Source organism: Paenirhodobacter huangdaonensis (genome assembly GCF_004022465.1).
GTDB lineage: Bacteria > Pseudomonadota > Alphaproteobacteria > Rhodobacterales > Rhodobacteraceae > Rhodobacter > Rhodobacter huangdaonensis.
Genome location: NZ_SAVA01000005.1, coordinates 181,363 through 194,454, shown reverse-complemented (window position 1 = coordinate 194,454; position 13,092 = coordinate 181,363). Strand labels below are relative to the sequence as shown.

11 protein-coding genes are annotated in these 13,092 nt (G+C 69.0%); 5 read left to right on the top strand and 6 right to left on the bottom strand.

Features of this window, described 5'->3' with window-relative positions; genetic code table 11:
* The first annotated feature begins 196 nt into the window (after positions 1 to 196).
* The 5 genes from EOW66_RS10415 (at position 197) to EOW66_RS10395 (ending at position 7,024) form a co-directional block, all read left to right on the top strand.
* Positions 197 to 1,981, top strand: a complete 1,785-nt coding sequence (locus EOW66_RS10415; protein ID WP_128156302.1) for an ATP-binding protein — start codon at positions 197 to 199, stop codon at positions 1,979 to 1,981.
* Entirely contained in the window at positions 1,978 to 3,297 is a 1,320-nt protein-coding gene (locus EOW66_RS10410; protein ID WP_128156301.1) for a sigma-54-dependent transcriptional regulator, read from the top strand. The genes EOW66_RS10415 and EOW66_RS10410 overlap by 4 nt, the downstream gene beginning before the upstream one ends.
* 212 nt (positions 3,298 to 3,509) lie before the next feature.
* The gene (locus EOW66_RS10405) at positions 3,510 to 4,460 is read left to right on the top strand and encodes a TAXI family TRAP transporter solute-binding subunit (protein ID WP_128156300.1); all 951 of its coding nucleotides are present in this window, start codon (positions 3,510 to 3,512) and stop codon (positions 4,458 to 4,460) included.
* Positions 4,461 to 4,553: 93 nt separating this feature from the next.
* On the top strand, positions 4,554 to 6,656 hold the full coding sequence (locus EOW66_RS10400; RefSeq protein WP_128156299.1) for a TRAP transporter permease: 2,103 nt from the start codon (positions 4,554 to 4,556) through the stop codon (positions 6,654 to 6,656).
* The gene (locus EOW66_RS10395; protein ID WP_128156298.1) at positions 6,653 to 7,024 is read left to right on the top strand and encodes a DUF1850 domain-containing protein; all 372 of its coding nucleotides are present in this window, start codon (positions 6,653 to 6,655) and stop codon (positions 7,022 to 7,024) included. Before EOW66_RS10400 ends, EOW66_RS10395 begins: the two co-directional genes overlap by 4 nt.
* Positions 7,025 to 7,027: 3 nt before the next feature.
* Here EOW66_RS10395 and EOW66_RS10390 read toward each other — a convergent pair whose 3' ends face one another.
* From EOW66_RS10390 to EOW66_RS10365, 6 genes are all read right to left on the bottom strand, one after another.
* Positions 7,028 to 8,875, bottom strand: a complete 1,848-nt coding sequence (locus EOW66_RS10390) for an FUSC family protein (RefSeq protein ID WP_128156297.1) — start codon at positions 8,873 to 8,875, stop codon at positions 7,028 to 7,030.
* Positions 8,872 to 9,336 (bottom strand): MarR family winged helix-turn-helix transcriptional regulator, encoded by a 465-nt coding sequence (locus tag EOW66_RS10385; protein WP_128156296.1) that lies wholly within the window; start codon positions 9,334 to 9,336, stop codon positions 8,872 to 8,874. The genes EOW66_RS10390 and EOW66_RS10385 overlap by 4 nt, the downstream gene beginning before the upstream one ends.
* A 132-nt stretch (positions 9,337 to 9,468) precedes the next feature.
* Complete coding sequence (locus tag EOW66_RS10380; protein WP_128156295.1) at positions 9,469 to 10,311, bottom strand: dipeptide ABC transporter ATP-binding protein; 843 nt, start codon at positions 10,309 to 10,311, stop codon at positions 9,469 to 9,471.
* Positions 10,308 to 11,147 (bottom strand): ABC transporter ATP-binding protein, encoded by an 840-nt coding sequence (locus EOW66_RS10375; protein WP_128156294.1) that lies wholly within the window; start codon positions 11,145 to 11,147, stop codon positions 10,308 to 10,310. Before EOW66_RS10375 ends, EOW66_RS10380 begins: the two co-directional genes overlap by 4 nt.
* A gap of 7 nt (positions 11,148 to 11,154) precedes the next feature.
* Positions 11,155 to 12,009, bottom strand: coding sequence for an ABC transporter permease subunit (locus tag EOW66_RS10370; protein ID WP_380710605.1), 855 nt, complete (start codon positions 12,007 to 12,009; stop codon positions 11,155 to 11,157).
* Between the two features lie 59 nt (positions 12,010 to 12,068).
* Entirely contained in the window at positions 12,069 to 13,076 is a 1,008-nt protein-coding gene (locus tag EOW66_RS10365) for an ABC transporter permease subunit (RefSeq protein ID WP_128156292.1), read from the bottom strand.
* Positions 13,077 to 13,092 lie beyond the last annotated feature (16 nt).

Genomic DNA, 13,092 nt, shown 5'->3' with positions numbered 1-13,092 from the left:
CGCGCGGCAGCAGAGGGAATGCGCAGATTTCCTGAACGGACGTTCAGAAAAATCGGTCGAATGGATTATCTATGATTTTTCTCGTGACTCGCCCGAATGCCGGAATGCGGGCCCCGTGCCGCCGCGCGCCGGGGCCCGGCTTGCACCCCGGCCGGCAAGCGGGCAAAGCTCGGGCGAGAGCGAAGGAGCCCGCCCCGTGATCCGCAGACCGGCCGGTGAAACACAGCACGCCCTGATCGCCGCCGCGGTCGTGGTGACGCTTGCCGCTTCGGGCGGCGCCTTTGTCGCCACCCGCACGACGGCGCTTGCGGCCCTTGATCAGGAGCTGGCCGACCGGCTGACGGTGACGCGCTATGCCGTGGTGTCCGAGATCGAGCGCTATCGTTATCTGCCCTCGGTCGTCGGGCAGGATGCGCGCATCCTGCGGCTGCTCGATGGCGGCGATGCGCGGGCGGCGGACGAGGCGAATGCCTATCTGCAGACCGTGCGCGACCTGTCGCATGTCGACGAGCTGTTCCTGCTCGACGCTGCGGGGCGCACGGTCGCGACCTCGAACTGGAACACGCCGGACAGCTTTCTTGGCCAGGTCTATGCCTTCCGCCCCTATTTCCGCGAGGCGCTGTCGGCGGGCGAGGGGCGCTATTACGCGGTCGGCGTCACCACCGGCAAGCCGGGCTATTTCCTCTCGGTGCGGATCGGGCCGGCGGCGCATCCGATCGGCGTTGCGGTGGTGAAGATCGAGATGGCCTCGCTCGAGGCGACCTGGGTGCGGGCGAACGAGGCGGTGGGGCTCGCGGACGGGCTGGGCATCGTCTTTCTCGCCGGGCGGCGCGACTGGCGCTATCGGCCGCTGCATGCGCTTTCCGATGCGGCGGTGGCGCAGCTCGCGGCCGAGCGGCGTTATGAGGGGCTTGATGTGGCGACGAGTGCGCCCTTGGTTGAGGGCGGGCGGCTGGTCGCGGGCGGCGAGCGGTTGCGGCTGGCCCAGATGGGGCTCGAGCCCGACGGCTGGCAGGTGCTGGCGGCCGCGCCCGAGGCACCGGCCACCGCCACCGCCTGGCTGGTTGCGGCGATGACGGCGCTTGGCGGGGCGCTTCTGTCGGGGGCGGGCCTGTTCTGGCGTCAGCGCCGGCAGATCGTGCGGATGCGGCTTGAACAGGCCGATGTGCTCGAGCGCCGGGTGGCCGAGCGCACCGCGGACCTCGCGCGCGAGGTCGAGGAGCGTCGCCGCGCCGAGGAGGAGCTGCGCCGCACCCATGAAAGCCTTGTGCATGCGGCGAAACTGGCGGTGCTCGGGCGGATGTCCTCGACCATCGTGCATGAGGTGAGCCAGCCGCTTTCGGCGCTCGACAACACCCTTGCGGCGGCCGAGCTGCATCTGGCCGCCGGCGCGCAGGCGAAGGCCGGGAAGAGCCTCGCCTCGGCGCGCGGGCTGTTGCGGCGGATGCAGGAGATGGTGCGCAGCCTGAAGCGCTTCGGCGCCCGCGCCCGGCCCGAACCCGCCGCGCCGGTCAGCGTGGCCGCGGCGCTCGACACCGCGCTCGAGGTGCTGGCGCCGCGGCTGCGCGAGCTCGCCGTGCCGGTCGTGGCCGATCTGCCCGCCGATCTGCCGCCCGTCGCCGGCAACCCCGGCCAGTTGCAGCAGGTGCTGACCAATCTCGTGCTGAACGCGGCCGAGGCGACGGCGGGGGCGGGGGGCACGACGTCCGTCACCCTGAGCGCCGAGGTGGGGGCGGGGCGGCTGACCCTGATCCTCGCCGACCGCGGCCCCGGCATCCCCGAGGAGCTGCGCGACAAGGTGTTCGAACCCTTCTTCACCACCCGCGTCACCGGCGAGGGGCTGGGCCTTGGCCTTGCCATCGTGCGCACGATCCTCGATCACATGGGGGCGGGGTTCAGCTTTCGCGCGCGGCCGGGCGGCGGCACGCTCACCGTGCTCGAGCTGCCGCTCTTCGCGCCCCGGGACGGAGGACAGCCATGACGCGCGGCACCATCGCCTTCATCGACGACGAGCCGCGGCTGTGCGAGGCGGCGGCCGACTGGCTCGAGGCCTCGGGCTTTGCCGTCGCCACCTTCACCGACCCGCAAAAGGCGCTGGCCGCAATCGACCCGGCGGCGACCGATTGTGTGGTGACCGACCTGCGTATGCCCGGGATCGAGGGGCGCGATGTGCTGCGCCATCTGCGCGCGGCCGACCCCGACCTGCCGGTGATCCTGCTGTCCGGCCATGGCGATGTGCCGGTCGCGGTCGAGGTGATGCGCGAGGGCGCGCATGACTTCATCGAGAAACCCTATGTTGCCGAGCATCTGGTGGCGGCGATCGACCGCGCGGTCGAGCTGCGCCGGATGCGGCGCGAGGTGCGTGCGGCGCGCTGGTCCGAGATCGCCTCGGTGCGGCTTGAATCGCGGCTCGCGGGCGTGTCGCCGGCGATGGCGGCGTGTCGCGAGGCGGTGCGGGTGCTGGCCGATCTGCCGGTCGACCTGCTGATCCGCGGCGAGCCGGGGGTGGGCAAGGAAGAGATCGCGCGGGCGATGCACGACTTCGGCCGCCGCGCCCGCCGGCCCTTCGTGGTGATCGACTGCGCGCCGCGCCCCGAGCAGGCCTTCGAGGCCGAGCTCCTGGGCCACGAGCGCGGCTTCGTCGCCGGCACCACCGCGGTGCGGGTGGGCAAGCTCGAGCACGCGAACGGCGGCACCGTGTTCTTCGACGGCATCGAGCGGCTGAGCCCGGCGCTGCAGGCGCGGCTGCTGCGGGTGTTGCAGGACCGCACGATCGAGCGCATCGGCTCGAACGCGCCGCGCCCCGTCGACATCCGGGTGATTGCCGCGACCCATGCCGAGATCGGCGCCGAGATCGCCGCCGGCCGGTTCCGCGCCGACCTCTATCACCGGCTGACGGCGATCGACCTTGCGGTGCCGCCGCTGCGCGAGCGGCGCGAGGACATCGCGCTGCTGTTCACCCGCTTCGTCGAGGACGCGGCCGAGCGCTTCGGCCGGCCGGTGCCGGTGCTGCTCGATGCCGATCTGCGGCTTCTCGAGGGCCAGGACTGGCCGGGCAACGCCGCCGAGCTGAAGGCCGCGGCCGAGCGCCATGTGCTGGGCCTGCGCCTGCCGGTCGCCGCCGCGCCGCCCGAGGCCGGCACCTTGCCCGAACGTGTCGCGCGCTTCGAGGCGGAGGCGATCGCCGAGGCGCTGCGCCTGCATGACGGGCGTTCTTCGGAGGCGGCGGAAATGCTGGGCATCCCGCGCCGGACGCTGAACGAAAAGATTGCGAAATACGGATTGCGGGCAGACTGAGCCGGGCGGAATTTCGCCACAGGATTTCGCCCGGGCGGGATGTTGCCTGTTTCTGTCCCGTGGATCACATTTTCATGCCGAAAAAGTGAAACAAAATCAGATTATTGCATCATTATGACGAATTCCTTGCCGTGCCGCGAAATTTCTTTGCGCGACGGGTCCGCTCGGTCAGGCTTCTGCCCATCGAAGCCAATGCAAGGGGAGGAAATCGCATGATCGGTTTCAAGGCCAAGGTCTTTTCCGCCGCGATGACGGCAGCCGCGCTGATCGCGCCGGCGGCGCAGGCGGAATTCATCAACATCGCCACCGGCGGCACCTCGGGGGTCTATTACCCGCTTGGCGTGGCGCTGTCGGAGATCTACGGCGAGAACATCTCGGGCGCGCGCACCCAGGTGCAGGCGACCAAGGCTTCGGTCGAGAACCTGAACCTGCTCGGCGCGAAGAAGGCGGAGCTGGCCTTCGCGCTCGGCGATTCGGTGAAGGCGGGCTGGGAGGGCAACAAGGAAGCGGGCTTCCCGAAGCCGCTGACCGATCTGCGCGCGCTGGCCGCGATCTATCCGAACTACATCCAGATCGTTGCCGAGAAGGATTCGGGGATCAAGACGATCTACGACCTGAAGGGCAAGACGCTTTCGGTCGGCGCGCCGGCCTCGGGCACCGAGCTGAATGCGCGCGAGATCTTCAAGGCGGCGGGGATGAGCTATGACGACCTCGGCAAGGTCGAATACCTGCCCTATGCGGAATCGGCCGAGCTGATCAAGAACCGCCAGCTGCAGGCAACGCTGCAGTCCTCGGGCCTCGGCGTCGCCTTCATCAAGGACCTCGCCTCGACCCATGACATCACCATCGTCGCGATCCCGAAGGAAGTCGTCGAGAAGATCGGCGCCCCCTACGTGCCGGCGGTGATCCCGGCGGGCACCTATCAGGGCCAGACCGAGGACATCCCGACCGCGGCCGTGGGCAACGTGCTTGTCACCCGCGCGGGGGTCAGCGACGACACCGCCTATCAGATGACCAAGCTGCTGTTCGAGAGCCTGACGAAGCTCGAGGCGGCGCATTCGGCGGCGAAGAACATCAAGCTCGAGCATGCGCTCGACGGGCTCTCGATCCCGCTGCATCCGGGCTCCGAGCGCTATTACCGCGAAGTCGGTCTGATCAAGTAAACCGGGCAGGACCGGACCCCCGGGCGGCGCGGCCGCCCGGACCTTCGGGCGCCCTCGGCGCCCGCTTTTCCCTTGCCCAGCCGGAGACCCCTGATGTCCGCATCCCATTCCATCCATGACACCGCACACCCCGAGCACGAAGAGGCGCTCGAGGGGCTGCCGCCCGGCTTCGGCGACGGGCTGAGCGGCAAGATCGCGTTCTGGATCGCCTTCGTCTTCTCGCTGTTCCAGCTGTTCGTTGCCGCCTATGGCACCCTGCCGAGCCAGATCCTGCGGGCGCTGCACGTCGGCTTCCTCGTGCTTCTGGGCTGCGTCCTCATCTCGAACCTGGTGATGAAGACGAAGCTCGGCAAGATCTGGTACTGGATCGTCGGCCTCGCCGGCTTCGCGACCGGCCTCTACAACTGGATCTTCTACACCGACATCATCCAGCGCACCGGCTATCTGACGACGGCCGACCTCGTCACCGGCACGGTGCTGATCGTCGTCGTCTTCATCGCCTCGCGCCAGCTGATGGGCTGGCCGCTGGCGATCATCGCCTCGCTGTTCCTGGCCTATGCCGCCTTCGGCGAATATGCGCCGGGCGTGTTCCAGACCCGCGGCTATGACTTTGCCCAGCTGGTCGAGAACTTTTCCTTCGGCACCGAAGGCATCTACGGCACGCCGATCTATGTCAGCAGCTCCTACATCTTCATCTTCGTCGTCTTCGCGGCCTTCCTCGAACGGGCGGGGATGCTGAACCTGTTCAACGACTTCGCGCTTGGCCTTGTGGGCCATCTGCGCGGCGGCCCGGCGCAGGTCGCGGTGCTGTCCTCGGCGCTGATGGGCACGATCTCGGGCTCGGGCGTGGCGAATGTCGTGGCCTCGGGCCAGTTCACCATCCCGCTGATGAAGAAATTCGGCTTCCGCTCGGCCTTTGCCGGCGGCGTCGAGGCCACCGCCTCGATGGGCGGGCAGATCATGCCGCCGGTGATGGGCGCCGTCGCCTTCATCATGGCCGAGACCCTGAACGTGCCCTATGCGGAGATCGTCAAGGCGGCGATCATTCCGGCGATGCTCTATTTCGGCGTGGTGTTCTGGATGGTCTATCTGGAAGCCGGCCGGATGGGGCTGAAGGGCATGTCGAAGGCCGACCTGCCGAACCCCTGGACCGCGGTGAAAGAGCAATGGCCGCTGGTGCTGCCGCTTGCCGCGCTCGTCTATCTGCTGTTTGCGGGCTATACGCCGATCTTTGCGGGCACCATGGGCCTTGGCCTGGTGGTCGTGCTGATCCTCGGTGCGCCGCTCGCCGCGCTGATGGGGCCGATGGCCTTCCGCGTGGTGTTCTGGCTGGCGCTCGGCCTTGGCTGTGCCTCCTTCCTCGAATTCGGGGTGAAGGCGCTCTTCGTGGTGATCGGCGCGCTCGTCATCGCGACGATCCCGTTCAAGGGCGGGCGGCACACCCTTGCGATCGTGCGTGACGCGCTGGCGCAGGGGGCGCGCAACGCGCTGCCCGTCGGCATGGCCTGTGCCATCGTCGGCATCGTCATCGGCACGCTGACGCTGACCGGCATCGCCTCCACCTTCATCGGGGCGATCATCCAGATCGGGCACAACAACCTGTTCCTGTCGCTGGTGCTGACGATGCTCACCTGCCTTGTCCTTGGCATGGGTATCCCGACGATCCCGAACTACATCATCACCTCGTCGCTTGCCGGCCCCGCGCTGCTGGAACTCGGCGTGCCGCTGATCGTCAGCCACATGTTCGTGTTCTACTTCGGCATCATGGCCGACCTGACGCCGCCCGTGGCGCTGGCGTGCTTTGCCGCCGGGCCGATCGCCAAGTCCTCGGGGCTGAAGATCTCGCTGCAGGCGATCCGGATGGCGGCGGCGGGCTTCATCGTGCCGTTCATGGCGGTCTTCACCCCCTCGCTGATGCTGCAGGACGGCGGCTGGATGGCGCAGCAGTTCGGCTATCCGGTCGAGGTCGTCTATGTCGTGGCGAAGACGGTGATCGCGATCGCGCTCTGGGGCCTTGCGGTGGTGGGCTATCTGCACATGCCGCTGCGCTGGTACGAGCGGGTGCTGGCTTTCGCCGGTGGCGTGTCGCTGATCGTGGCCCTGCCGATCTCGGACGAGCTGGGTTTCGGCATCACGGCGCTGGTCGCGGTGCTGATCTGGCTGCGCGGGCGCAAGGGCGCGCCGGCCGCGGCATGACGCTGTGCATCCTCGCCGGCGGCAAGGCGCTTGCCCTTGCCGTCGGCACCTTCACCCTGAGCTGGACCCATTCGGTCCAGCACACCACTTGGTGGGAACGCTGGGAGGTCACGGGCACCGGGCTGCGCCCGGTCGAGGCCCGGGTGACGAGCGCCGGGGCGGGCATGGAAGCGCCGCCCGACGCGATCCTCGAACCCGACGGCTGGCACTACTTCCCGAAACTGCCGCTGCAGCGCGAGGTCTTCCTGGCCGCCTCGGGCGCCACGCTTGGCGGCTGGACGCTCTGCGCCGAGGGTGCCTGCCGCGAGATCGGCGCGACCGAGGGCGCGCCGATCCGGCTTTGGGTGGCACCCGGCTGCGACGGCTGAGGCTCAGCCCGCGCGGCCGGTGACGGCGGGGGCGGTGATCTGCGCGGCGGCCTCGGCGAAGAGCATGGCATCCGCCCCGCTCAGCCGCGTGCCGAGCCGCGCCAGTGCCGCGCTGCTGCGCCCCGGATCGGCCGGGTAGCGCGCGAGGCGGGCAAGCACCGCGCGCGCGGCGCGCGCCGGCGGCGCCCCCGAGGCCCCGATCTCATGCGCGCGCATCGCCGCCTGGCCAAGGCCGACGAGCGCGAGCCCGATCTCCATCGCCTCGGCGCTCGCCCGGGCCGAACGCCCTGACAGCCGCACCAGCCGCAGCAGCCGGTGATAGAGCCGCGCCCGCCACACCTGCCGGTGCGACAGCGCCTGCGGGTCGGCGGCCAGATCGCCAAGGTCGCGCCGCATCATCGCGATCAGCGTGTCCTGCCGGCGCCGCAGGCTGGTCGGATAGACGAAGCGATAGGCGACCATCGCCGCCACCGGCCCGGCGAGCACCGCCAGCCCCGCCGCAAGCGAGGCCTCAAAGCTGCCGCTCAGCGGCCAGTGCGGTTGCAGCATCAGCATCAGCACCATGTTGTAGTCGAAGCTTGCCGCCACGGTGCGGCGATGGCCGACGAAGAGCGGACCGATCAGGATGAAGGGCAGGGTCGACAGGATCATCTGCAGCTCGCTGCCGGCGAGCGGCCAGGCCAGCCAGCGGCAGGCAAGCGCGCCGATCACGCCGAGGATCTGGCCATAGAAGACGTTGCGCATCTGCGCCGAGGGGTTCTCGAAGGTGGAGAAGAGCGAGAGCATCACCGACAGCCCAAGCAGCATGTAGGCGCCGGCGCTCCAGCCGGTGAGCTGCCAGATAACGCCGAACAGCAACAGCCCGCCGAAGGCGCGCAGCCCCGCCTCGCGCGCGCCGATCCAGTCGCGGTGCAGCACCACCGGCAGGGCGGTCTCGGTCGGCGGGGTCTCCGGGCGCAGCCAGCCGTGCAGTGCCGCGGCGAGGGGGGCGAGGGTCTCGGCAAGGTCGGGCCGGCCCGCGGCGGCGCGGGTCAGCGCCTCGGCCGCGGCCTCGGGGGCATCGGCGCGCAGCAGCTGCGCGGCGCGCAGCAGCTCGGCCGCGACGGCGGCGGGCAGGGTTTCGGCCGCGCGCCGCCACAGCAGCAGCGCCATCGCCGCGATCAGCACCGAGCGCACCGCCCGCACGTCGCGCCGCGAGCGGAACGAGCCCGCGCCATGCGGGTCGAGCCCGTCCTCGATCGCCGACATCTCGGCAAGCAGCGCCGGCGCGCGCGCGTCGCTTGCGGGTGTCGCCGCGGCCTCGAGCAGGTCGGCCACCAGCGCGGCAAGGCGCGCGCGCAGCGCGCCGCGCGCCGCCGGCGGAGCGAAGACGGTGCCCACCACCATCGCGGTGACGACGCCGGTCAGCACCGTCGCGAAGCGGTCGGCGCCGAGGTGCAGCACATGCTCGGGATGGGCGGCATCGAGCAGGGACACCATCGCCGCGGTATAGCCCGCAAGCACCGTGCCATAGGCGACAAAACCGCGTTGCAGGTTGCCGATCGCGGTGCACAGCCCGACCCAGAGCGCAAGGCCGAGAACCAGAAGCGCCGGGTGGATCTGCATCGCCAGCACCAGCGCGATGCCGGCGAGCGTGCCGCTGATCGTGCCGGCGATGCGGAAGAAGCCCTTCTCCAGCAGTTGCCCGCGCGTCGGCTGTGCGGCGGCCCAGACCGCCATTGCCGACCATTGCGGATGCTCGAGCCCGAGCGCCCAGCCGGCGATGAAGGCGATGCAGGCGGCGACCGCGGTGCGCCCGGCAAAGGCGGTGCGGGCGGCATCGAAGCCATAGCGTTCGAGGGTGGCGGTCATTTCGTCTTCTCCCGGTCGAGCATGGCCTCGGTGCGGGCCTTGATCCGTTCCATCGCATCCAGCATCCGGCCGATCTCGGCCTCGTCGACATCGCTCAGAAGCTCGGTCTCGATCCGGCCAAGCTCGGCGAGGATGCGCTCGACCTCGGCGCGGCCGGCCGCGGTCAGCAGCAGCCGGCGGGCGCGGCGGTCGGCGGGGTCGATCTGACGCTCGACGAAACCGCGCTCGGCGAGCAGGTCGATCAGCCGCACGAGGCTCGAGCCGTCGAGGCCGAGCCGCGCGGCCAGCTCGGTCTGGCTGATGCCGTCGCCATGGCGGGCAAGGTTGACGAGCGGCGCCCAGGTGGCGTCGCTGAGCCCGGCCTCGGCGAGGCGATGGTCGACGACGCGCCGCCAGGCACGGCCAAGCGAGACGAAAAGGTATCCGAAGCGGAGGCGGGGGGAATCGGGCTCGATGCGCATCGGCTGCCTGTGCCTCAAAATAATTGGCATTGCAAACGATTTTGGTGGCAAGCGATGCCGCCCGGGCCGGAACGGGCAGGGGCCGGGCATCGCTGCCCGGCCCCCTTTGGGTTTCACTCCTGGCCGCCGGCCTCAGCGGGCGGCGAGCAGCGCCTTGCGGCGCTCGACGCGGGCGCGGATCGCGGCGATGTCGGTGACCGGGGTCGCGGCGAACAGCTGCTGGGTGTAGGGGTGGCGAGGGTTCGAGAAGATCTCGTCGCGCGTGCCCTGTTCCACCACATCACCCTTGTGCATCACCATCACGTCGTCGGCGATGTAGCGCACCACCGACAGGTCATGGCTGATGAACACATAGGTCAGGCCGAACTCTTCCTGCAGGTCGGCGAGCAGGTTCAGCACCTGCGCCTGCACCGACAGGTCAAGCGCCGAGACCGGCTCGTCGAGCACCAGAAGCGCGGGGTTCAGCATCAGCGCGCGGGCGATGGCGATGCGCTGGCGCTGGCCGCCCGAGAACATGTGCGGGTAGCGGTTGAAGTGCTCGGGCGCGAGGCCGACCTTGACCAGCATCGCCTCGGCACGGGCGCGCCGCTCGGCCGCGGGCAGCTTGGTGTTCAGCAGCAAGGGCTCCATCAGCACGTCGCCGATCTTCTGGCGCGGGTTGAGGCTGCCATAGGGGTTCTGGAACACCATCTGCACCTTCGAGCGCAGCGCATGGTCGGGCTTGCGCCGCGCGATGTCGACCGCCTCGCCGGCGATCTTCAGCACGCCGCCCGACTGGTGGTCGATGAGCGCGATGATCCGCGCGAGCGTCGACTTGCCCGAGCCCGACTCGCCGACGATGGCGAGGGTCTTGCCCTTTTCCACCGCGAAGGAGGCGCCCTGCACCGCGCGCAGAAGCCGCGGCTTGCCGAACATGCCGCCCGGGATCAGATAGTCCTGGGTGAGGGCCTGGCCCTCGACGACGATCTCGGTCATTGCACGCCCTCCGCACCGAAGAAGTCCGACACCGTGGGCAGCCGGTCGCCCGTGGCGTTCTCGGGCAGGGCCGAGAGCAGCGCCCGGGTATAGGCGCTTTGCGGCGCCTCGAAGAGGGTGAGCACGTCGGCCTCCTCCATCTTGCGGCCCTTGTATTGCACCACGACCCGGTCGGCGGTTTCCGCCACCACGCCCATGTCATGGGTGATGAGGATCAGCGCCATGCCGAAATCTTCCTGCAGTTTCATCAGCAGGTCGAGGATCTGCTTCTGGATCGTCACGTCGAGCGCGGTGGTCGGCTCGTCGGCGATCAGGAGCCGCGGGTTGGTGGCGATCGCCATCGCGATCATCACGCGCTGGCATTGGCCGCCCGACATCTGGTGCGGGTAGGCGTGGATCTTCACCTCGGGTTCCGGGATGCCGACGGCGCGGAAGAGTTCGAGCGCGCGCTCATGCGCCGCGTGCCGCTTCATCCCCAGATTCAGCCGCAGCACCTCCTCGATCTGGAAGCCGACGCTGAAGGAGGGGTTGAGCGACGCGATCGGCTCCTGGAAGATCATCGTGATCTCGCGGCCGATGACCTGGCGGCGCTCGGCCGGGGTCATGTGCAAGAGGTCATGGCCGTCGAAGGTCATCTCGTCGGCGGTGACGGTGGCGGTGTCGGGCAAGAGCCCCATCATCGCCAGCATCGAGACCGACTTGCCCGAGCCGGATTCGCCGACGATCGCCAGCACCTCGCGGGCATCGACGCGCACGTCGATGCCGTCGACGGCGGTGAAGCTGCCAGTCGAGGTGGCGAAGCGGACGGTGAGGTTGCGGATGGTCAAAAGTGCCATGGGGACCTCAGCTCTTCTTCAGTTTCGGGTCGAGCGCGTCGCGCAGACCGTCGCCCATCAGGTTGATCGCCAGCACCGAGATCAGGATCGCAAGACCGGGGAAGGTGACGACCCACCAGGCACGCAGGATGAACTCGCGCGCTTCGGCGAGCATCGTGCCCCATTCCGAGGCGGGCGGCTGCGCCCCCATGCCGAGGAAGCCAAGGGCTGCGGCATCGAGCACGGCGGAGGAGAAGCTCAGCGTCGCCTGCACGATCAGCGGCGCAAGGCAGTTCGGCAGGATGGTCTTGAACATCAGCCGCATGTTGCCGGCGCCGGCAACGCGCGCGGCGGTGACATATTCGCGTTCCTTCTCGCCCATCACCGCGGCGCGGGTCAGGCGGGCGAAATGCGGCTGATAGACGATCGCGATGGCGATCATCGCGTTCAAGAGCCCGGGCCCGAGGATCGCGACCAGCACGAGGGCCAGCAGCAGCGAGGGGAAGGCGAGGATCACGTCCATCACCCGCATGATGACGGTATCGACCCAGCCGCCGAAGAAGCCCGCGACCATACCGATCACGATGCCGCCGACGAGGGCGATCGAGACCACGACGATGCCGATGAAGAGCGAATATTGCGCGCCGTAGATCAGCCGCGAGAGCATGTCGCGCCCGACCGCATCGGTGCCGAGCAGGAAGTCGGCGCGGCCGCCCTCCTGCCACAGGGGCGGCACCAGAAGCGCGTCGCGGTATTGCTGCGTCGGGTCATGCGGCGCGATCACCGCGGCGAAGACCGCAGCGAGGACGAGCAGCACGAAGACGATCATCCCCGCGACCGCGCCCTTGTTCTGTTTGAAGTGGAACCAGAAATCCGCAAGCATCCGGCGCCGGATCGCGGCGTCGCTCAGCGGGACGGCCGGGGTGTTGGTGATGGTCTCGGTCATTTGTGGCGGATCCTCGGGTTGATCAGGCCATAGGTCAGGTCGACGAGCAGGTTCACCAGCATCACGATGGCGGCGATCATCAGCAGGCCCGACTGCACCACCGGGTAGTCACGTCGCGAGATCGAATCGATCATCCACTTGCCGATCCCCGGCCAGGAGAAGATCGTCTCGGTCAGGATCGCGCCGGCGAGCAGAACGCCCACCTGCAGCCCGATCGTGGTGATCACCGGGATCATCGCGTTGCGCAGCGCGTGCACCATCACGACGCGCGAATAGGGCATGCCCTTCGCCTTCGCTGTGCGCACGTAATCCTCGCCCATCACCTCGAGCATCGCCGAGCGGGTCTGCCGCGCGATCACCGCAAGCGGGATCGTGGCGAGCACCACCGAGGGCAGGATCAGGTGGCTGAGCGCGGAGACGAACGCGCCCTTCTGCCCCGACAGCAGGCTGTCGATCAGCATGAAGCCGGTGACCTGCGGGAAGAAGAACATCAGCGAGATCCGCCCCGACACCGGCGTCCATTGCAAGATGCCCGAGAACAGGATGATGAGCAGCAGACCCCACCAGAAGATCGGCATCGAGAAGCCGACGAGCGCCGCCGTCATCGACACCTGGTCGAACCACGAGCCGCGCTTGATCGCGGCCAGAACGCCCACCGGCACGCCGACGAGGGTCGCGATGATGATCGCCACGATGCCGAGCTCGACGGTGGCGGGGAAGAGGGTCAGGAACTCGCCCAGCACTGGCTTCTTCGTCACCAGGGAATTGCCGAGATCGCCGTGCAGAAGCCGCGTCAGGAAGTCGAAATACTGCGCCCAGACGGGCTTGTCGAAGCCGAGCTGATGGGCAAGTTCGGCGTGGCGTTCGGGGCTCAGCCCGCGCTCGCCGGCCATCAGCAGCACCGGGTCACCGGGCAGCACCCGGACGAAACCGAAAGCGACGATCGTGATCCCGAGGAAGGTCGGGACCAGATAGAGCAGCTTGGTGAAAAGGAAGCGTATCATGCGTTATATCCTCGAC

Coding starts and splice junctions, on each gene's coding strand:
- EOW66_RS10410 (WP_128156301.1), top strand. CDS start 1,978: ATGACGCGCGGCACCATCGCCTTCATCGACGACGAGCCGCGGCTGTGC.
- EOW66_RS10405 (WP_128156300.1), top strand. CDS start 3,510: ATGATCGGTTTCAAGGCCAAGGTCTTTTCCGCCGCGATGACGGCAGCC.
- EOW66_RS10400 (WP_128156299.1), top strand. CDS start 4,554: ATGTCCGCATCCCATTCCATCCATGACACCGCACACCCCGAGCACGAA.
- EOW66_RS10395 (WP_128156298.1), top strand. CDS start 6,653: ATGACGCTGTGCATCCTCGCCGGCGGCAAGGCGCTTGCCCTTGCCGTC.
- EOW66_RS10390 (WP_128156297.1), bottom strand. CDS start 8,875: ATGACCGCCACCCTCGAACGCTATGGCTTCGATGCCGCCCGCACCGCC.
- EOW66_RS10385 (WP_128156296.1), bottom strand. CDS start 9,336: ATGCGCATCGAGCCCGATTCCCCCCGCCTCCGCTTCGGATACCTTTTC.
- EOW66_RS10380 (WP_128156295.1), bottom strand. CDS start 10,311: ATGACCGAGATCGTCGTCGAGGGCCAGGCCCTCACCCAGGACTATCTG.
- EOW66_RS10375 (WP_128156294.1), bottom strand. CDS start 11,147: ATGGCACTTTTGACCATCCGCAACCTCACCGTCCGCTTCGCCACCTCG.
- EOW66_RS10370 (WP_380710605.1), bottom strand. CDS start 12,009: ATGCTTGCGGATTTCTGGTTCCACTTCAAACAGAACAAGGGCGCGGTC.
- EOW66_RS10365 (WP_128156292.1), bottom strand. CDS start 13,076: ATGATACGCTTCCTTTTCACCAAGCTGCTCTATCTGGTCCCGACCTTC.